Source organism: Glaciimonas sp. GNP009 (assembly GCF_054343755.1).
This window is the reverse complement of sequence record NZ_JBTGUV010000002.1, coordinates 38,926-60,738: the sequence shown is the minus strand read 5'-3', so window position 1 is coordinate 60,738 and position 21,813 is coordinate 38,926. Positions and strand designations below refer to the sequence as shown.

General features: G+C 55.2%; 12 protein-coding genes. All 12 read right to left on the bottom strand.

Annotated elements, in window-relative coordinates:
* Window positions 1–735: hypothetical protein (locus ACXX82_RS01155; RefSeq protein WP_458562205.1), on the bottom strand; the 735-nt coding region annotated here is incomplete at its 3' end.
* Between the two features lie 5 nt (window positions 736–740).
* Entirely contained in the window at window positions 741–2,735 is a 1,995-nt protein-coding gene (pglZ, locus tag ACXX82_RS01150) for a BREX-3 system phosphatase PglZ (RefSeq protein WP_458562204.1), read from the bottom strand.
* A complete protein-coding gene (locus ACXX82_RS01145) occupies window positions 2,732–5,635 on the bottom strand; it encodes a DEAD/DEAH box helicase (RefSeq protein WP_458562203.1) in 2,904 nt (967 codons plus the stop codon). The genes pglZ and ACXX82_RS01145 overlap by 4 nt, the downstream gene beginning before the upstream one ends.
* Complete coding sequence (locus ACXX82_RS01140; protein WP_458562202.1) at window positions 5,636–8,410, bottom strand: DNA methyltransferase; 2,775 nt, start codon at window positions 8,408–8,410, stop codon at window positions 5,636–5,638.
* Window positions 8,407–10,215: an RNA/DNA-binding domain-containing protein gene (locus tag ACXX82_RS01135; protein WP_458562201.1), complete on the bottom strand. Its 1,809-nt coding sequence runs from the start codon at window positions 10,213–10,215 to the stop codon at window positions 8,407–8,409. The genes ACXX82_RS01140 and ACXX82_RS01135 overlap by 4 nt, the downstream gene beginning before the upstream one ends.
* A gap of 2 nt (window positions 10,216–10,217) precedes the next feature.
* Window positions 10,218–13,940, bottom strand: coding sequence for a DUF6079 family protein (locus tag ACXX82_RS01130; protein ID WP_458562200.1), 3,723 nt, complete (start codon window positions 13,938–13,940; stop codon window positions 10,218–10,220).
* Window positions 13,941–13,957: 17 nt separating this feature from the next.
* Entirely contained in the window at window positions 13,958–14,431 is a 474-nt protein-coding gene (brxF, locus tag ACXX82_RS01125; protein WP_458562199.1) for a BREX-3 system P-loop-containing protein BrxF, read from the bottom strand.
* Window positions 14,431–14,673 carry a methylation-associated defense system helix-turn-helix domain-containing protein MAD1 gene (gene mads1, locus ACXX82_RS01120; RefSeq protein WP_458562198.1) on the bottom strand — a complete coding sequence of 81 codons (243 nt, stop codon included), beginning with the start codon at window positions 14,671–14,673 and terminating at the stop codon, window positions 14,431–14,433. The genes brxF and mads1 overlap by 1 nt, the downstream gene beginning before the upstream one ends.
* Before the next feature lie 94 nt (window positions 14,674–14,767).
* On the bottom strand, window positions 14,768–17,452 hold the full coding sequence (locus ACXX82_RS01115; protein WP_458562197.1) for a TrlF family AAA-like ATPase: 2,685 nt from the start codon (window positions 17,450–17,452) through the stop codon (window positions 14,768–14,770).
* 86 nt (window positions 17,453–17,538) lie between these two features.
* A complete protein-coding gene (locus tag ACXX82_RS01110) occupies window positions 17,539–18,183 on the bottom strand; it encodes a lytic transglycosylase domain-containing protein (RefSeq protein ID WP_458562196.1) in 645 nt (214 codons plus the stop codon).
* Window positions 18,183–19,862, bottom strand: a complete 1,680-nt coding sequence (locus tag ACXX82_RS01105) for an LPD7 domain-containing protein (RefSeq protein ID WP_458562195.1) — start codon at window positions 19,860–19,862, stop codon at window positions 18,183–18,185. Before ACXX82_RS01105 ends, ACXX82_RS01110 begins: the two co-directional genes overlap by 1 nt.
* Window positions 19,863–19,874: 12 nt before the next feature.
* Window positions 19,875–21,803, bottom strand: a complete 1,929-nt coding sequence (locus ACXX82_RS01100) for a type IV secretory system conjugative DNA transfer family protein (RefSeq protein WP_458562194.1) — start codon at window positions 21,801–21,803, stop codon at window positions 19,875–19,877.
* Window positions 21,804–21,813 lie beyond the last annotated feature (10 nt).

Sequence of the window (21,813 nt, the reverse complement as noted above, 5' to 3'; positions counted from 1 at the left end):
CAATTCTTCCTTACTAGAAGGGGCGAGCAGGGCGATGAATTGATTGCTTGATCCCTCCGACCGCAACTCCAGGGTTGGGCTGTTTGATACGATATAAGCGAGCGGCTGGTCGAGCACGAATGGATAGATTACTATCATCGATTGTAGTGTTGTTACGGATACCGCCTTGCCGGTATAGCGAAGTACGGCCTCCACGAGCCACGCAACGGCTTGGTCATTGGCCAGATTCATTGGTGCCCGGCGAATCAGTCGTTTGCCTTTATCCACCCGCTCCAGCGCACCCCAACTAGCTTGGGACTGTAGGACCATGTTGGTCATACGATAGGTACCTTCGCGTTCCCCATAAATTTCGCTCATCCGTCGATGTATTTCGGCAGAAGCGCAGTCACCCTGCAAGGACGACAAACGGCCCATTAGTTCGGCTACCTTTCCAAAGAATGGGTAGGTAGCGATGCTCATGCCCCAGTTCAACATGGGAACTGGCACATCAGGATTTGCCTTGAGGATTTCAACGCCGCGATTGGCAAACTCTACAAGTTCGGCGCGAGGATCAAGCCAAAGCCGGTTCAACACAGTACGGGTTTTCTTTTTAGCGGCGACACTAAGGCCAGCGGCATCTAGCATTTCATTTAGATTATCGAGGCTGATAATATCAGCACGAACCTTCAGTGCTGCTGTGACCCAATCGAGATGAATGAATCGGTCAAAGCCGATTGTGGGAGCGGTTGATTTCATATTGGTCAATTCACGTAACTTACTTTTACGAAAGGCACGATTAGCTCTTCCACAGAGATTCCTCCGTGAACAACAAGTTGCTCTCCCTGCGTCACAAAGGCCGTTCGCGCACCAGCGAATAACGGCATAAAGTTCGCCGGCAGCCCTGCAATATCCAACTTAATTGCACCAGGGCACGCGACGGCAGACTCAGACAGCAGCGCCTCGCTGCGATAGGCCCGGACGCGCTCACCGCGTGTCTCCGCAATTACGCCCTGGTTAGGGCGCCCGACGCCTACTGCTTCCACATTGCCGTGATCAGCTGTCAGATAGACGTGGTAGCCCATGTCGAGGAGCTGAGCAAATAACCGATCGACAAAGCCGGACTCGCACCAACTGTCGATCTGGTTTGCAATACCGCGCTTTCCAAGGATAGCGCCGTGCACGATCTCGTCCACGGTATCTACAACCAGACCAGCCACCTTGATGACTGGGTTGGACAATGCAGTTTCCAGTTCCACAAGCTGATCAACGCGCTTTATGCCTTTGCGGTACATCACCTCGTTGGGTCTCAATCCGTGGTCTTGCCAAAAACGCGACCATTGAGAAGGTTCCTGCGCCGTCGTCTCAATGGAAGCGGCGAACTCACGAGGTTTGAGCCCAGAAAACAATGCCTGCCGCGAGACGGATGTCAGCGTCGGCAGCCATGCGAAGCACGCGCCCTCCTCGAAGCCTATCTTCGGCGAGTACTTGGCGACGTGCTCGCGAATCTGAATCCACTGGTCAACCGCCAAACCGTCGAACACCAGAAGCGCAATCTTGTCCTCTCCGGCACTGCGGCGCAAGGACAGGAACCGGGGAACATGATGCACCATGACCGGTCCCTTTGCCACCGGCAGCGAAGGCAGATCGGCGTAGTGTTTCGCCACCCACGCGTGCAGACGTTCATCCGCGAGCCGCTGCAGCTCCGCCACGCTGTCGCGAATGCGATCCGCTCGCGCCGTATCCAGACTGTGGAAGCGAGACAGAACTTCCCCGAAGCGTCGTGCGAACAGGCTCCAATCTCGGTGTGAGGATGTAAGCAGAGGCAATGTGTCGATCAGGCTTTTGATTCCTTCCAGCACAAGATTTTGCAATGCAGCCGGATCTTGAACCACGCCCACCTTCACCCATTCCGGAACGCCTGTCGGCATGCCCTGGACCGAAAGTGGATGCAGCGTACCATCCATGAACATCGAATCGACGATCGCTCGCACATCTGGGTGGTTAAACGGCACTTCAATTTTGGCAACATACTCCGCTGGTGCCGCTTCGCTCACGCGAAAACCGGTTACCCCGATGCGCTCCAGATACCGATACCACGCGTCCTGCACAATACGCAGCAGTATGCTCTTTGATGAGAACATCTCAGCGATAGGCATGCCATTGAAGGCGTCCTTCTCGCCGAGAATCTGCGCCATGTGTAAAGCCAGAATTAATGGAAGGCCGGCATCGCGGTAATGCAGACGCAGCGATTCTCGCCACAAATCCTCTGGCCGTGACATCAGATGGGGGCTGACGCGAAAAATGTGGGTCAGAACAAACTCTTTCGTCGCCGCTTCACCCAGGGACTGCGACGCATGCCTGGACTGCGCATCAAACAAAGTCTCTAGATGTTCAGCACCAATCTGTCGGACCACGCCGTAACTAAGCTTGGAAAACAGGTTCGCGAGGCTTAATGGAACGATCCGTGCCTGTCGAAGGTAGTCCCACGGCAACTTGCCGGTTTCAGCAGAGCGCAAATGCAGCACTAGCGCACCGGCTGGGCCTTGCTGATTGCGGTCCCACGCCTCGCGGTAGCGTTCCTCGTATTCCGCCCGAAACGTCACTGAATCTTCAAACGGCAACACTTCGAATCCGCGCTCGCGTAGCAGCGACAGTATCTGTTCATCCAACAGAACGCCGTCCGGGTCGGCCGCCACCCAAAGTCGGGCCAACTCGGACGGGAATTCGTTGAGAATTCGATCAATCCAGAGACTCATGCTGTACGAACTCCCCGCACGCCTGTATCTCCCAAAGTACCGACTCGCAGCATCATCACCGCGTTCAGATCAGGGACGCATGCCGACGCGTCATCCAGTGCTGCCATGCGAGTCTGGTGTTCTTGTTCAAGCCGCTTGCGGCGGTGCTCCCGCACCGCAGGCAACCCAATGCGGCCAATCGCCTGATAGCGCGCGTTGTAGGCGTATTCCACACGCTCTCGCTCTTCCTTCAATCGGCTGCCATGTTCGTCCAGCAACTCCGAGAACAACCGCTCGCCTTGTGTACTTGCTGCTGCATGGGACATCTCGAACCAATGAGCCCAGTTGTCACCATCTCTCTCTACCCCATGGCCATCTCCGATCGCGTCCAGTACCTCGATCTGCTCAGTCAGCAGCAAATCCCAAATGCGTTTCGCGGTAGGCACGTAGGTGCGGCCATCATCGGTGGCAAACAACGGCAGAAAGCGCCTGCGGTTGAACCCATCTGCGGAAAGAGTGATCTCCCACAACGACCAGATGCCGCTAATGCTCGCCGGCAGTCCAGCAATGCGAATGCTCGGCAACGGCTGCCCAGCGACACAACGTGGCAATTCACTGATCAGCGCCCGCGCCCTTGGGTCCTCCAGCGTTACCCATTCTAGCTCCGGGTTTTCCTCGGCAGTTCGGGCATCGAAGCACGCCTGCGCCGATTCGCTGCCGTCCACCCATCTCACGCGCCATGCTTGGTCCACCTTGACCGCTGAACCGCCGCGAGCCGGCAATCCACTGGTGATTGCGCGCTCAAGCCAAAACTGCGCCGGATGATCACGCCATTTGCGGGCGTCATCCGCATCAAGCGCGTGGCCGTCGCTCAGTAGATCCGTACTCTGCTTGGCATCCGCAATCTTCTCCTTGATCTGCGTGATCACGGCGTCGCATTCCTTCTCGATGGCATCAGGGTTCTGTAGACCGTGAACAAACAGCTCATCGAACAATGGTTCAGACTCCACCGAATCCATCACATCGGATGCCTTGTCGACGCCAAACTCCTTTGCAATCAATTCGAGTTTTTCCTCCAGCACTTGGCGCACGCGATGCTCGACTGTGTCTTCCAGAACAAAGTTAATCGCGCGCACCACATGACGCTGGCCGATGCGATCCACCCGGCCAATGCGCTGCTCAATCCGCATCGGATTCCACGGCATATCGAAGTTGACGATGACGTGGCAAAACTGCAGGTTCAGACCTTCGCCACCGGCATCGGTTGAGATCAGTACACGAATGTCGCGTGCGAATGTTTGCTGCGCCTTGCCGCGCGCGTCCAGATCCATTCCGCCGTTGAGCAGAGCTACTGAGAAGCCGCGACTCTCCAGAAAACCCGCCAGCATCGCCTGGGTCGGTACGAACTCGGTGAAGATCAACACTTTAAGCGATGGGTCGTTCTCTTCCTGCTGCAGCTTGTAGATCAGCTCCAGCAGCGCTTCAGCCTTGGCATCGGTGCCGGCAGCCTCCGTCTCCCGCGCCAGATCGAGCAGCATCTCGACTTCGGATTTCTCACGGGCGACCGCTTCCAGTGTGTCGGCGGTGGCCTGCACAGCGAGATCCACTTGCGATTGCCCATCCAGCTCGGCCCACTCTTCGGGCTCCCCATGGTCAAAGGCAGGTTCGAACAACGAGGCTTGCGGCAGTGGAGACTCCAACGCCGCAAGCCGCCGCTCCAGTGTCGTGCGGATGGCCGCCGTACTCGATGTAACCAGCCGTTGCATCAGAATCATCAAAAAGCCAATGTGCCGCTGCTTCGAAGCGAGCGCCTGATTGTAGCCGTGGCGCACGTAATCGGTGACGGCCTCGTACAAGCGCTGCTGAGCGGAGTGATGCGATTGCCACGCCACGGCCTGCAAGCGGGTCATTCGTGGCTTGAACAGCGGCTGTCCCTCGGCATCAATCGAGACGCGCTTCTCCGTGCGAATGACGAAAGGCCGCACACGATCTTGCGTGACGCTGCCTTCGTCAGGGAATGAATCCCGGTCGATAAGCTGCATCAGCCGCAAAAACTGGTCCGTTTTTCCCTGGTGCGGAGTGGCCGAAAGCAACAGCAGGTAGGGCGCAGCTTCAGCCAGTGCAGCACCGAGCCTGTAGCGTGCCACCTGCTCCGTGCTGCCGCCCAAACGGTGAGATTCGTCGATAATCACCAAGTCCCACGATGCCGAGATCAAATCTTCGAAGCGTTCGCGGTTGTAGTTCGTCAATTGTTCCAGGCTCCAGCCGCGCCGGCCTTCCAGCGGCTTGACAGAGTCGAGCGAGCAGATCACCTGGTCGTGCACACGCCATAGGTTGTCTTCGTCCGCATTGGCGTTACCCCGCCATTGCCGGAACGCGGCCAGTTCGGCCGGCTCGATGAACTGAAACTTCTCGCCAAAGTGCAGACGCATTTCCGCCTGCCACTGGCGCACCAGACCCTTGGGCGCGACCACCAATATGCGACGAGCCATCCCGCGCAGCTTCAACTCGCGCAGGATCAGCCCGGCCTCGATGGTCTTGCCCAATCCCACCTCATCCGCCAACAGATAACGAATGCGGTCCCGGCTCATGGCGCGGTTCAGGGCATAAAGCTGATGGGGCAACGGCACCACGCTTGACTGGATCGGCGCCAACAGCAGGTTGTCCTCTAGCGCATCCAGAAGCTTAGCGGCCGCCGCCGTATGCAGGATGTGGTTCAGGGATGGCCGGATACCCGCAAGCGGCGCAATATCAGCCGCACGGGCACGCACAACTGCATCCTTGGCGGGCAGCCAGACGCGTAAACTCACTTCGCCCCACATGTCTTGGCGCTCGACCACGCGGCAAGGCGACGCATGCCGAGTGTGCCAACACCAGTCGCCCACTTTCAGGCTAGAAGCGAATCCGCTGCTAAGTTCCATTTAGGCACCGACCTCCGCACGGGTCAGCGCCTGGTCATACCAGAGTAGGAGTTTTTCATCTTCCTGTAGTGCCTCATCGGGCATCTTTTGCGCGGTGGCGATGATGGTTTTATAGTCCTTGTTAGCCCACGCAGCCTTGAACCCTGCGCGCAAAACCTCGAGACGAAACTCCTTCAAGCGTTTTCCGGTAAAGGTACGGTATACATCAAACTCCTTGAGCAGCGCCTTTTCACGCCGCTTCTCCAAGTCTTGTGCCTTGTTCGGGGCCGGAACGTACCAACGATCCTTTGCCTTGGCCATCAGACGTGGATCGTTTTTTTCCAAGCCACGCAGATCCTTGAAGTTGGTGGACAGCAGACTGTGTATTTGACTGGGCACATCACCCTTGCCGTCGTACTGGATGAAGTTATCTTCCAACAGTTGGGCCAACTCCGGAATCACCTCACCTTTCTTCTTGGCAGCACCAACGACTGGGATGTACTCCGGGTGAACTTCTGAATAAGTCGATGGCTTTCTCTTCAGGAAGTTCGTCAACCAGTCGATAGCGCTACGCTCATCAGAGACGAACAACTCCATCTCACGAATCTGCGGAATCTGCTGTCGTTTCTTGTCATACTCCACCACTTGGTCGGACAAGAACATCATGCCGTCGCGTTCAGCGAAACGTTGTGGCAGCTCGGCCAAAAACTCCGGCGTGGAAATCGGCATCATCACCCCGTGGCGAATGAACCACGAGGCCATCCGGTCATAGATACGACGTGGATCCCGTTCGACGATATGCAGCAACTCCGGGAAGTCACCGCCGGTGACCTTCACCGTGGGCAGCTGCTTCAGATGCGTTTGGACAAAATCCCATGCTGATTCGGCTGTCGCACCCGTACGGTTCAAACGATCCTCCAGTCCGCCATTCGGTTTGTAGGCTGAAATGATCAGATCTTGCTTAACTGCATTGGTGGATGTGACCTGCTGAAAGCTGCCTTGTATTTTGTCCAGCGCGGTCACTTCCGCCACCACAAAGCCTACATGTTGCAGGGCTACCTGTATCGCGTTCCAAACAGCTGCACGACTATTGGAAAAAACCACCGTCATCCAATGACCCGGCTTAAGCACTCGATAATACTCAGCAAAGCAACTCTGCATCAGGTGCTGATACTCGGGCACCCCCTTGCTCCTGACGCGATCTACGATAGCCTCAGGTTCGGCATCGGTTGTCAGGCGGTGCCAAGATTCGACAAGGAAATTCAGATCGGCGTAGTAAATATTCTCGCCAAAAGGTGGATCGGTAAAAATGTAGTCAACTGATGAGTTCGGGATAGGCAGGTTCGAAGCTGTCCCAGTAGTAACTGCTGCTTGACCAGGTGAAGTCGTGAAAGAGCTGAATGTCTTTGCAAGGCGATCAAGCTTTCCCTCAAGGATGTACCAAGGGCTAGGTTCTGCATGCTGTGAAGCAATATAAAAGACGCCCGTTAGAAACTGATTAACTTGTGAGTAACCCGTCGGTCTGAAACGGTTGAGTAGCGATGCGGTCCACAGCGCCTGCTCAACAAAGAAAAGCAGCATGTTTCTAATGCGCGGATCAGGATAGAGTTTTGCCTTTTTCCAAAGCAATGCCATCGCTTGGGCAGCGCGCGGCAAAAACATAAAGTGAATTGCTGATGTGTTGGTGGTGCGCATTCTCCCAACTCTTGTCATTTGACAATCAGGTAGTCTGCTAACCGGTAGATCAGACGGTAATAGCAATTCTGAAATCTTCGCCAGCGTCTTCATATCTTCGTCATCAGGACGTTTACTGAATTTTGCCTTCCCTATCTTGTATACGATCGTTACGGGCAAACGCTTCGGCCGCCTTTCAACTGCTTGCGTAGCAGGGTCAAGGAACGACTCAAAAGTGAGGTCCATTTGTTCTTTCTTGGCCTTGGCTCCGCAGTGTGGACAAGTCAAGACATCAGCAACACCTTGGGTTTCCTCGTCCTTCGAAGCGTCGGTGAAAACTATCTCACCAGCGCACGATGAGCAGCTCAGTACCTCGCTCCACACCGTGTACTCAATCCGCCCCTTGGTCTCGTGATCGGTGTGCAGCGTCTCATACATCCAGCCAAACTCCTGCTCCACTTCCTTGAGCAGCTTCTTACCTGCCTTGGCAAAGGTTTCGACATCGAACGGCATGATGTAGTTGGCAGCCATGAAGGTGGCCGCCGGAGACAGGTCATTCAAGATGACGCGCCGTGCTCCCCACTTTGGCGCAGCTTTGCCTTGCTTCTTCCACTCCGATTCCAGTTCATGCCTGTAAGTCGCTGGAGCAGTCCCGCACCACTGGGCGGCCACACCCGTCATACCCGATCCGCCAAAGCCATCGAGCACGATGTCGCCCGGCTCCGTATAGTGCAGGATCGACGGGACGATAGCCAGATGCGGCACCTTGGTGTGATACGAATGTGCCCGGTAAAGCGGGTCAGTCTTACCGACTGACACATCTACCGTCATCGGCTCGCGGCTGTACTTCACGCTCGGATCATAGGGTTTGCCGTAGTGGCGGACAAAGTCCTCCAGAAAAGGATTCGTGCAGGCGGTGTAGTACGGCGGGTCGGACATCGCCAGGATGGCCTCATCTGTGCCAACTGGAAACCCTTCGATCTTGCGAAACTCCGGGTCTTTCAGCTTCTCGCGCAACAGATTCAGGAAGTGCTCGCGCCGAGCATCGTTGCTCGGGAAGGTTTGACCCAAACATTCCACCGGGCCGAATATCTTGGCAGACTCTTTGAATAGATCGTTCATAGCTTGGATTCCTCGTTATTCTTGTCGGCTAGGAGTGCCAGCCCGTGTTCGGTGAGCCGGTATTTCTGCAAACGGCTGTTGGGTTTATCCGGGATTGTGTACTCAATGGTTTTGACTGCCAGCAGGTCACGCACGACTTTATTTAGCTGTCCGGAGACTTCTTTTTGCCCAAGTTGCGCGGAGATTTCGGCTTTGCTGACGGGCTTGGTTGCCAGAATGCGCAGCACCCGATTTTCCAGTGACTCTGGCTGAGACTCTGGCTGCGACTCTGGCTGTGTTCTGTCCGTATCCGATCCCGACTGGGTACCGACTTCCCTGGAAACCTGCTCGGTTTCCTTTGCAAAGCGCTGTTGCAGTCGCTCCGGCACCTGAAACTGAGTATCGGAAAGCCGTTCCAGTAGTTGTTGGCCGACGAGGCGGTCGGCGATGGCATTGGCTTGCTGAGTGGTACCAATACCCAACCCCCGGATGTCGGTGAGGCTAATGCGAGGTTTTTCGAGCGCCAGGGCCAGCGCGTCTGCTTGTTCAGGGCTGAGGTTCGCCCCCAGCTTCTGGCGGAAGTGCTGCATGGCAACCGTCACCAACGGCTTGTTGATCAACACTAGCTCGAACTGTTTACGCGCCTTGTCATTGGTCAGTTGTGGCGGTGTGCGACCCAGCTCGTGCCAGTTGCGGAAGATCGCACGGATTCCAGTGCCCGCCTGATCGGAGAGGCCGATGCGGCGGAAGGCTTTGACGATGGCGGGATTGCGTACTTCCTTTTCAGTCGCGTCGAGCAACTCAGCAGCGGTGGCGAAGGCGTCGCCGGGGTTCCAAAATACGGTGCAGTCGGTGAATAGCTTGATGGACGCCTTTCGACCATGGTCGCCGTAATCCTGATGCACCAACAGATTGATGGCAGCCTCGCGGAAGGCGACATAGTCCGGCGGATCGTCGTTAAGGCGTAGGGTGGCTGGATCGAGCGAGAATGGGTGCTCAGCAATACGCATGTAACGCGCCACCAACCCCTGCCATGTCTGAAAAATGTTTTCTTCAAACACGTAGCGGTCATGCCAGCGCTGCTCGGCTGACCAGTTATCGAAGGCGGTGTCGATGCGCTGGTAGTCCAGCACCGGGCGCGGCAGGACTTGGCGCACATAGTGCGCTTGCCCGAATAGCAGCACGCCAGCTCGGGTGGGCAACAGTTTCCCGCCCTGTTCGACAATGAAGTTCCAGTTCAGTAGAAACGCAGTGGGCTCACTGATTTCTGCATGCTCAGGGTTACGCCGCCCAAACTGGACTTGATACCACTTGACAGTGGTTTCGTCAAAACAGCTTTCCGCTGGAATGTCCTGCAACGCGGCACCATCGTAGCGGTCTTGCGCAGCATCACGAAGAAACCGCTCCAGCTCGCTTGGCGTGCACTGCTCGTCACCCGCGCCACGGCGGATGTAGGTTTGGCGCGGGTCACCCTTGAGATAGATCGGTTTTTCATGACGCACGCATTCCGGCACATGGAAGGCAAACACATGTTTTCCGTCGATGTTGAAGTGCCGCTCTTCAACTCGAATCACGCGGTTGAGTTTTTGCCCTCCGCGCAGCACGGCTAGAAAGTCGTTTTGGACCTTGTCAGGTTCGTCAACACCTGTGACTTCAAGCTGGCCGTTCTGCTCGCTCACGCCGAATACCAGCCAGCCACCTGCAGTATTGGCGAAGGCCGATACCGTTTTGTAAGCGTCTTCAGGCACCCCGCGAAGTGCTTTCTTGCACTCGAAGTCGTTCCATTCAAAGCCTTGCAGGCGGGCGAGCAACTCGTCCTGATTCATGCTCACTCCACCACGAATCGCAGCTTGGTTGCGTCTTTGCCCTTACAGCGCTCATTGAGAAAAGTCTCAAAGCGCTTGCGCAGGTCCTCCGGTGTCGCCGGTGACCCACCGTGCAGCAACGCCTTCTTGATGTCATCGCTGGTGACGGCGATCTTTTCCAATCCAGACAAGGCTTCCTGAACCGCGCTGACGAAGTCTGGTGTGACCGGATAGCGCAAGGTCTTCGACTCCACAAAGGATTGGATGAGCACGCGTGCCGCCGCTTTCAGCAGGTCGAGGTTGTCCTTGATGATAGGATCATCCAGGTTGTCTAGTAGCGTCTGCTGCCAACCGGAAAGCAGCCGATCCAGTTCGTCGTCAAGCTGACTGAGCGCATTGGCTGCGACGCCGAACGGCAGTGACTCATTGGCCGGCTTGAAGCTGCAATGCGGGCAGTAGGGGCTGGCCACGAGTTCGGAATCTGAGAGCTGGTAGCAACTTTTCAGGTTGTCCAGTTTTTCTTCGAACACGGTGAGCTGGCTGGTAGGCATCAGCGCGATGCCGGCCAGGGCGCGCATAGCCACCAAGCGCGCGTCCTTGCGCAGCGCGGTCTTGGTCTTGTCCTCCGCCACACCCAATCGTGCCTTGCTATGGCTGGCGATGTAGGCCGTAATGTAGTCCTTCTTCAGTTGCGCGAGCGCCTGACGGTATTCAACGGAATGCTGCGCTGTCCGGTCCGCACCGAGTTTGGCCAGGATGTTGGTCCGTGCGGCTTGGGCTTGTTTCACCCATGGATGATCGCCCGGCAAGACCATCTCGGCCTGGGACAGGTACGCCGCCGTGCTGCCAAGTTCGGTCACCAGTTCTAAGAGCCGCTCGACGGCCGCCAGCACTTCGAGATTTTTCTTCGCGGCATTGATATGGTCTGAGTCGATGCGCAGGTTCTTGAGCTTGCCGACTGTGTTGTAAGGCGACAGGCCTTCGATGAATGTCTTGAGCGCTTCGAGCCGGGCGCGCCAGTCGCGCACTTCTTCCTCGCGCAGCAGTGGTTGGCCCCAAAAGGACAACCTACCTTGCATGTCGGTAGTGGTGGCAAGCACACGGCGTACCAACCCGCTAACGGACTCCTGCAACTGCTTGACCGGCTCTTCCGAACCTTGGATGGCCAACTGGGCGAGTCCAGGTGACAGGCCCAGCAATTCGAACAAGGAGCGCAAGACCGCGACGTTGATCTCTTTCGGCGCCTCGACATGCTTGAACTGCTTGAGTTCGTTCAACGAGCGTTCGGCCAGCAGGGCGAGTTTGCCGGAGTCGATTTTATCGCCGATGATGGCGAGTACGATGTCACCGGCGTACACCAGGCAGCATAGTACAGTAACCAGCAGGTCTGGTTCTAGGCGGAAACGTACCGGGGCGAAATACTCGACGTCGGTCTGGCCCGAGAGCAATTCGCTCCGGTTCAACACCTGGCCGTGGCCTTTTGCCTTCAAGCGTGCCAGGACTTCTTGGGCGTAGCGCGAACGTCCGGGGTCTATGCGGTCGCCATCAAGCATTTCGAGTGCGTCGAGAATGGCGGTAGCGTCCTTGGTGCGTGTGCCGCCCGCCAATGCCTTGAGCGTGTTGCCGATGAGCTGCTTGCGGTTGGCTTCCGTCACCAGCACGGAGAAGCTGGGGTACTCGGGCGATGTTTCGGCGAACTGGGGATTAAGAGCCAGACCTGCGACAACTTTAACCACATCGCGGAAATTGATGCGCTCATCCTGCCCCAGGCGCGCTTTGTCGCGCAGTGATACGCCCTTCGCCCAGTCCTGCAAGCTCTTGGTTTTGCCCTGATAGGTCACCTCGTAGGAGGACATCTGTTTACCTTGCAACCACGTGCTCATTTCCTGCAGAGTGGTTTTCATTTTGCTCAGATAAATACTTTTTGGGCCACCACTTGCATCGGCTTGCAAGCTGTCTGCTGCAGCGTAGCGCGCAAGATGGCTTTTGAACTCTTCGTCAGGTTTTAGGCGAAAAAATACTTCGTCAGCTTTGCTTTCATCGCGAAAGCGAGGTGGCTCGAATGGCTGAATAAAGTAGACATAAAAGTCTCGCTCTGGTTGGGCCGTGGGGCGATCGTTGGGCGCACCGAAGAACAGGTAGCCATTGCGATCTACGCGCTTATCCTGCCACTCGATCTGGTACTGCCAGATCTGGTGCCCGGTGACGTAGGCGGTTTCGTCCGTGCATTCCATTAACTGTTTGATGGCGCTGTAGTAGGCGCGGTCCAGCGTGTCGTCCGACAACGCTTCGACACGCTTCTCGATTTGCGCATCGTAGTCGATGTCTTTCTTGAGATCGAGGTAGTACTGTTCGGTATCCGGCGCCTTGGAAATGAACTGGCCGTTGACCGTCTTCAGCGTCTCGCGCAGGACGGTCTGCACGAGAGACAGCAAATCGGCAGCGGGCTCACCGCCCATATCCTCGATACCCGGCTGGTACAGGCACAAGCTATCGCGCAGTTCCTCAGCTGTGGGGCCGATGGGGACATAGATGTCGCCTCCGGTTGTCAGACGATGTACCGACAGTCCGTTGATGATGCGCAGGGCCATCGGTTTGTAGGTCGGGCGCGTAAAGGCCTTCTGTACACGCTCGGAGAGCACCTCCGACACATTGAGAACAGGGCCAATGTTTGGGTCAGAGCGCAGCACCGAGTTCGATTTGACCGTGTCCCAAAATTTGTCGTAGCCGATGAGGCCAGGACGGTCGGACGGAACATCGTCGTTCAGGATAGCTTGAATCTGGTCCCGCAACGTCACAAGTGCGCCGCGTTTTTCGGTGAAAATCAGGCGCTCAAAAGTGCCGATGTATTCGGGGTGGACGGGAAACAGCCGGACATATTCGTCCATCCGCTCATTCATCGATCCGTAGAACTTTGAGAACGGCGCCAGGTACGTTCTGATCTTGTCCTGCTGGTCAGCGGATTTTTTGAGTAGGCGCTCAGCCACCACAAAACTCACGTCCTGGCGAGCCAGCAGAACCTGCTCGAAGCGGTCTTTAACGCGCCGCAGACTGTCCGCGACATGCTGGAATCTGCTGCTGTCGAAGATTGCCTCCTGTACACCAGCGACAAAGCGAAAGCGCAAGTGCTTGGTAAGCTCACCGATTTCGCGCAAAAACGACAGATCAAGCACCAGATCATAGTCTTTTCTGGACCGTAGGTAATCCAAGAACTCATCGACAGCAAGCAAGATGCCATGGTTCGGATAGACATCCGTGAAGGCGGCCATCATTTCCTCAAATGCGACCTTATTGTTGACTACTTTGTCTGCAGGCGGAAACGAGAAGCTGATACCGTGCTTTTCAAGAAATAACTCGAGCTCTTGGGTAATGATGTCGCGTAGCGACATTTGACTGGAGATTTCGATACGGTGAACCTTGAACTTGCCTGCGATTGCATTAGCGGCTTCAGCAACTTTTGGATGCCGGATCATCGACACAAAACTGGCATCCTCGGCAATTAGCGAGAGCACCGACATCAAGTGCGATTTACCGGTACCGTAGTTACCGACGACCAGCACACCCTTGTGGTCGACTGACTCGTCAAACGACATCTGCGGGATCATCAGCTTAGCGATGCGCTCGGCCATGTCATCGGAGATGACGTAGGTCGAAACGAGCTTTTTCGCCTCATCGGGACGATTGGCATCAAGCAGTTGAATGACCGATTCAATCGGTTCGAATTGGATGAGATCCCCGTAGCGCATTTTTTACCTTTTCCCTATTATTGTATTTTCAATGCGACCAAGCCAACTGTGGCGTAGTCCCGATGTTCTGAATGTCCCATGTCGGCATAGGTCAACCGACCGTCCTGCATCTCTCCTGGCCACACTGCCACCACTCGCTTGCTGTGCGCGTGCCGCTTGAGCAAATCAAGTGGGTTGAGCTTCAAGTTGGTGTCGAACAGCAATTCGATGTTGTCCATCAGCAGCAGATTACCTTTGGCGTGCTCGTCGACCAATTCCCGCAGCGCGGTACCGGCCTGCAAGTGGCGCTGCTTGCGCGGAATCGCAGCCAGCCGACGGCCCAGCTCTGAGCCGACGTTCAAAGTGCTGGCCTCGACGCGCCCCGCGAATGCTGACAACAATGCCGTCTTGCCGGTATGCGGAGCCCCGACCAGCAGGATGAGCTTGCTGTGCAGGGCACCAATCTCAGCGGCTAGCTGTTCCAAGCGCGCTAGCGTTTCTGGCGCAGCCATCAGTCGCCTCTACCAGGCGAGTCGGATCCATCATCGCCGAGCGTCTCTGATGTCTGACGCTTAATCCACTGATCGATATCGGCGCGCGGAAAGCGCCACGTTCCACCGACCTTGAATGCTGGAATCTTCTTGGTAGCAGCTAGGCGGTACAGCGTTCGCTCTGCGACTTTAAGATATTCAGCAACCTCAGGGAGCGTCAGAATGTCAGATGTGGACTTGGGCTTGATCATTGTAAAAAACATGCACAGTTGTCAAAATTGGCTAAGATTGGCAACATCTTATATGTGTTTGCAAGTGTGTTCAATGACAGGCTCACTGGCGAAGCCGAATGGGCCCTTACTTGATGCCATAAATCCGTGCCCGCCGGGCGAACGCTTCTTTTGCGCCTTCCAATATCTTGCAGGCTGCGTCCCGGGCCATAGGGTCGTCAATGGATCCGCGCGCAACAATCTGGCTGCGGTCGCGATTCGTTTTCAGGACAATCAGCTGTTCGGCATCGCCCAATACGGCAATATTGGCGTTGTGGGTGACGATGATGACTTGGCGGCGTTCCTTCGCTCTGCGTAGAACAGGGACGAAGGTATGGAAAATAAACTCGCTGTCGAGATTATCTTCGGGCTGGTCAATGATTAGGGGACGCTTGCTGTCTGAGGACAAGATAAGGGCAAGCAGAACAGATTGCTGCTGACCGAGAGAGAGCTGCGAAAATTCGCGCTTCATCAGCGCGGCACCGTCCGCATTACTAGTGTGACGTGACACAGTGAGTTTAGGGTAGTCATCGACCTGGCATTGTTCTAGCAAAGCCTTCACGGCAGGCTCGCCCAGCTTGGCAATAATGTCCTCGGCTTCCGTTTTGCCGAACGGATAGGTATCGTCCTCGGTGGGGATAGTGGTGATGGTTGCAACGCGTTTTTTTGACACCGCTTCTAGCAGGCCAGGCACCGTGAGGTTGATGATGAGAAGCTTGGCCTTGGCGTGATTCACAGTTCTCCATCCTAGCGCCGTAGCCACAATGGTGACCGCCTGTTCGGAGAAACCGCTCTGGACGTATTGTAGTTTTACGCGTAGGTCGGTTAGCACCTCCCCAAGTGCCCTTGTCGCCTTGGCGGCGTAGCCTTGCCGGCACAAAGCCACTTTGGCGCGCGCTGCCCAGCGCTGCGACAGCAATGTGGCGTATTCGGACTGGAGGTGCTTCAGGTGTGACTCCCAGCTCTTTAGCGTTGTCAAATCCTGCTTGTGCGTCGCTTCGTCGGTAGTCAGCTTGCTGATATGGACCATGTTCAGCTTTACGCCTTGCTGCTCAAGCACGATGCGCTTGATCTCGATATCTTCGCGAATGGGACGTTCCTTTAATGCCCAGGCATCCATCTCGCGCACAGTGTTTTTCCTGAAGGAGCTGAACGCTTCATTCAAGTGTTGTTCCAATTCATCCGCCCGCTCCTTAAACGCCTCGGCCAGTACAACGATCGTGCGTGCCTCATTGACCCCGGTGGTGATGTCGTTGGCCTCTACGAATGCTCGCGCATCGTTAATCATGTTTGTAACGGACTGGCTGGCTATCGCTTGTCCAATATCCGCAATGCTTTTTGTTAGCGAGTCGCGCCGGCCCTTTTCGCTGGCAAGACTCCGTTGCTGGTGCATGATCTCGGCCCCTTTGGCCACTTCGAACGCCGTAAGTTGCTGCTGGATGGTACTGAGTGATCGCTGTGTTGGTGGGATCAACGCAACCTGCTTTTCAGCTTTGAGGATGTCATCGTGCTTGTCGCTTAAGGACTGCAGGATGTTTGCTTCCTCGACCAGTGCGTCCTGCACGCCGGTGAATGTGTCTAAGTACTTCATCAAGGCGAGGGGATCTGTCTTTGCTTGCTCCCGCACGCGTGCCGCCTCGCCCTGGCTGAAACAATCGATGTCGAAGGTGATGGGGCCATCTTGGGCGTCATCCAGATTTTCGACCGGGCCGCCAATCGATCTCAAAAGGCTATGTTCCTGGCCCGCTTCGTCTTTCCAGAATAGATGCAGCTGATTTGGCCATACCTCGGAATCGACCATTTCAGCTTCAGTATGCGAGCCTACGAGACATCGGATGGCTTCGAACGTTGTCGATTTCCCGCTTCCCCTGCCACCGATGATGCAGTTGAGGTTGCGGCTTAAATGAATTGCCTGTCCGTCCAAGAAGCCACCACTAAATGCAACTCCGAGGACAAACGGCGTTGTTTCCGGTACTTCTTCCTCCAGGCGTACACGCGAATCGCATTCCTCAAGAGCATGCTTTAAGCTAAGGAATGATGGCACTGTCATTTTGTAGCGTGTCAGTTTCTGGTCCTGGCGGGCATTGCGTCCCAGGGAATTCAAGGTATGCGAGTCGGAATTGAGGATGCGGGCCAAATATTGCCGCTCGCCGAGTCCCAGCTTTTCAATACGCTGTTTTCCAATTCCAGCTCGAATGGAATTCGAGTCCTCCTTGGTGTAGGAAACAGGAGATAGGGCGGTGTTCAGTTCAATGCCTAACAGAGCACGGTGACATAAGATGTCGAGCTTGTGAGGCGACGCACCGGGATTGTTGGTTTCCAGACCGTTTCCGCCATCGATGTGAGCTAGCACTGCGAAGCCGCTCTGCTCCCCAGTCAAGTCTAGGCAGCGGCTCATACTCGTCCTGCAACGGCTGTTTTGGGTCCCGCGATCGGACAAATCGAGACGGCCATGGAACTGTTCAAGCGCCTCAATCGTTGGAAAATAGCACAGCAAATGTCCTTCGGGCGTTGACAGTTCGACCGCAGGGATTACCAACAGACCAGCAGCAACACCAGCAGCAAGCGCGGCGCGGATACTTTGTATTTCATTGTGGTCTGCAATCGCAATGAGATCGAGCTTTTCAGCGACCGCAGTCGCGACGATCGCCTCAGGCGTCATCGCCGCGTCCTTAACATCATGTGACGCGACGAACGAATGAATGTGCAAATCGCCACGATAAAAGTGCGCCCCGTTTGTGAGGGCGGTGCATTCTGCCAATTTTTCTGTCATGACACTTTCCATTTAGCGCCGGTGGCGCTGTCTGGATAAGTATGTCATGAACAAATAGCAATTCTTTGCTTTTCGGTCAACAACTTCTATTTTATTTCTGCAATGCTTAAAGCGGATGGTGACTGGGGTAATCCAGATGGCATTGAACGCCATCGCGACCAAGATACAAAAACCAAGTTTGGATAAGCCGCTTGTCCGCGGCTGCCGTTGTAGCGGCCGAGAGCGAGAAAAAGATTGCCGCGCTCCTTATCCAGGTAGTGACGGAGGATTGTGCAGCCGTAGCGCAGATTGGTCCGAAGATGAAAAAGGTTATCGGTTGGTCGGCCGATGGAATTCACCCAAAAAGGCATTACTTGCATGTAGCCGCGAGCGCTGGCCGATGAAACGGCGTATTTGCGGAAATTGCTTTCTGTCTGGATCAAGCCGAGTACCAGTTCGGGATCAAGGCCGGCGCGTGTCGCTTCGTAATAGACTGTCTTGAGGAACGTAATGCGGTCCTCAATCTCTGGTATCCGTTTGGCGAGCAGCGCGGCCCGGTCGGTTAACCACTTGGTCTTCGCTGCTTCGGAAGGAAAGAACGGCTCAGGGGCTGCTTGGTCGCTCAAAGATGCGGATAAGCCGGCTTGGATACTGGCCGATAATTGTTCTTCGGTCTGCGCGCCCGCAAACGCTAAGTGGCAGGGCAGAGCAACGGTTCCACATATAAAGAGAGCGATGGCAGCGCGGCGCATTACCTGGCTCTCTGACGGTCAGCATCTTGCAGTTTTTGGGCGGGTTGAGCATCGCGTTCTTGGTCCTTAGCTTGTTGTTTAGGACGTTCTTGTACCTTCGTTTCGCGAATCTTTGGTGCCGGTACTGGTTCACCGTGTGCAATTTTCTCCGCGACGACTTGCTGAGCTACAGCTATGAAACGCGCCTGGTCATTTTTGTTGTCAGGAAATTGCTTTTCCGCGAACTTACGAGCTGCTGAAACAGTGCCGTAGGCCGGTGCTAGATCTGGATGCTTTTTTACGACCTCGGTACGGTCGCCTAGTGCGAACGCTTCTGCCTTATCCACAGAACCAACAAACCACTTATTGCGGTGAGTATCTACGGCACGTTCGCCAACCGCTTTACCGTTTTCATCAAACATGCGTTCGCGAGCAGTAACGGGCTTGCTACCTTGCCTTTCGATTGCGACATTTTCACCGAGAGCGACGCTTGATTCAGCTACAGCGCGTTTGAGATCGACGCCCCACACGGTTTGCTCGCCGCGCGCCGTTTCCAGCTTCACGAAATAGCTTATTTCCTTTTTCGGATCATGCTGATACTTCGCTTCGCCGTGTTCGAGCAGCTTGCCGGCAACAACGCCAGCACGTAGCGGAACAGATGGGCCAGCGGGCGCAGCAGGAGCGCTCGCAGTCGCTTCCTGGTTCGCGTCTGCTGTCACGGTCTGACGATTGCCAGAGGGCGCTTTAACGGTTTCTTCAGGTTGCTTTGCAGTAATTGATCTGGTGCGTTCGGGGGCGGTTGACTGTTGCCGGTCGGTGCCACGCTCAACGCTGTTTTCCTGGCCGCTGCGATCAAGCAGCGTGGCCAAGTGTGCCTTTTCAACCTTCGACGCTGTGTAGCCGCTTACCTCAATGCCTGACAACGATGCTTCGAGCCAGGCCGCACGGCGGAAGTCTTCAGTGCCCCGCACTGTCACGCGGTCCCATCCACGAGCGTGTGCTATCGCTACGATTGATCGGAGGACTTCTTGACTCTCGCTACGGGTAGCAAGCTTGCTACCGCGATCATCGAATGCATGTGTCTTGTCTGGGAAGTAATACTTATTGTCAGCCTGGATGAAACGCTGTTTGATTGGTGCAGGAATCGCTTTGGAGCGATCCGCTGCGCGGTCATCATCGCTGGCATTGGTGGTTGGCGTGTCAATGTCGAAGTTTGGCCGGGCCGCTGGCACGGTAATGTCTTCCGCTTCGACAATTTGCTCGTTCTGTAGCCGCTGTTGGCGTGAGCGTGTCATTTGCTCGCGGCGCTTCGTTACCCAGGTGGCAATCTCTGCGTCTAGTTCGCTGGCTTCGCGGTCCACTCCGGCTTCGACAATGTTTTCTGGTCGCTTGTCGGGTGTGTAGGAATCTTTGTAGGCCAAGTGTTCAGACTGTAATTTACCTTTGGCGGTACCGGGTGGGCTGTCTTTTTCCTTGCCTTTCGCGGCCTCGATATTGGCGACGTTGCGCTCGCCCAGTATTTCGACCGCTTCCGCGCGGTTCTCAATCTTGACCTCCGCGACTTGTTTGCGACCGTTGACGAACTTGATTGCGCCGCTTGCGAAGGCGTCGCCATCGAGTGTGACCTCGTAGCGTAAGGCGGTTGCATATTGATCGTTGATTTTGAATGCGCCGTTTTGATTGAATGTCTGTTCTGCCATGCTAGTGCTCCTTTATTCGTCTGCGATGGTTTGCAAGAACGACCCGAAAGCTTTCTTCATATCGGCGTCGCTGATAGTTTCTCCTTTTGGTACTTCCACGCTTTCAAAGTCGATGTCGTAATCCGTGAGACTTAACTGATCGAGTTTGTCCATGTCGGCCGGCGTAATTTCTCTTTCCGTAACAGTGACGATGTTGCCTTGAGCATCCTGCTGCGGTACTGGCCTCGATTTTTTCTTCTTTCTGCCGGTCCCGTTCGTCGTGGGCATCGTAATTTCAATAGGTTCAATATGGGGAAGTGGCATGTTTGCGCGTCGCATGAACGCGCGATCTTTCCAGTAGGAAATTTTTAAACAGAGAATCGGTTTTACATTTTCGATGAAGATAATTTCACGGTTCTTGCCGATCTCTTTTACTTCTTGGGGCTTCAATAGTCGGCGCGGCGCGACGGACGTATTGACGCTGCCGCCCTTGTTACTCATTATTTGGCGCGACTGAGACTTCGACTTGACTGTCATGTCGCCGAGCATTTCAGAAACCTCATTTGCATGTTTCTGTTCCTTGGGGGCGTACACCACCATTCCACCGCAACATGTGACGATGGTTTCCGCAACATCGGGGCCGTAGGTTGCCCGCAACTGCGAGAAGCCTTGCACAATGACAAATGGACGGATGTTGTAGCCGCCCATGAAGCTAATCGATTTAGCAAAAATGGGCATACGGCCAACGGCTGTAAATTCGTCCATCATCATCAATAGTTCATATTTGAGTGCCGGATTGTCTTCTGGCATTTCGATGGTGTTGAGATCGAGAATTTGCTCAAAAAACAAATTAAGAATGAGTCTGAGTCGGTCGAGATCGCCGGGGCGAACGCCGACGTAGACTGATATCTTTTTGCTACGCAAGTCGCGGAGATCGAAAGAGTCCCCGCTCGTCGCAGCATCAACTAGCGGGTTAAGCCACAGTTCGAGCTTTGCTGTAAATGTCTTCCTGATAGACGACTGCGTGTTACCGCTGGTGTAGATGAAATCGTAGAGCGCGGCCTTGCATGCGCTTGATAGCGGTGTAGCGGATTCGTCGCGTTCTTCGATTATTTCCTTCCAGTGTTCGCCTACTGATTCTCCTTCACCATACATAATTTGGCGGACGATTTCGCCGAAGGTTCGTGGCAATCCAGGTGTTTCGAAAAGATAAAGTGCAAGGCCGAGAAACAGCGTGCGGCACGAGGCTGGCCAGAAAGGGTCTCCGTCCGGCGGGTCTGGGGACAGCATGTTCCCGATCTTCTGCGCATCATTGATGCGTAGTACAGGATCATCGCGAATATACGACAGCGGGTTCCATTGCATGGTGCGACCGTCTTCAGCCACGGGATTAAATAAAAACGTATCGCTGAATGTCGAGCGAAAGCCGGACGTTATGCGATAGCTTTCTTGCCGAACGTCCAACAACACAACGCTATCAGGCCAATTCAACATATTTGGTTGGACCAAGCCTGCGCCCTTGCCGCTACGCGGAGGGGCTGCGCAGATTGCACCTAGCTGGCCGGAAAGCATGACGAAGCGGTCGCCCCATTTACCCAAGATCAAACCAAGTTCGCCAAGCAAGCCGGCTTGTTTGACTTCCTGATATTTTGCGAAGCGTGCGTCACCGTGTAAGGCTCGACTGACCGGCGCGAGCAGCACACCGATGAACACCAACGCCGGCACGAATCCGCCAATCAAGCAAATGGTCAACCATTTGCGCGTGTACGGCTCATGACCGTAGTACGTCCAATAGTCGATTACCGTCAGCAGCGTGGCCTTATATGGCGGAAACTCCGGATTGTGCAGCTTGAAAAGAAAGAAATACCCGGCCAGGTACAACGCCATAATGCAGCCAACAACGATAAGGCCGACGTATGCGCCGGCTTTTACCTTCGGACTATCTGCGGGGGAAATAATCATCGTGGCTCCA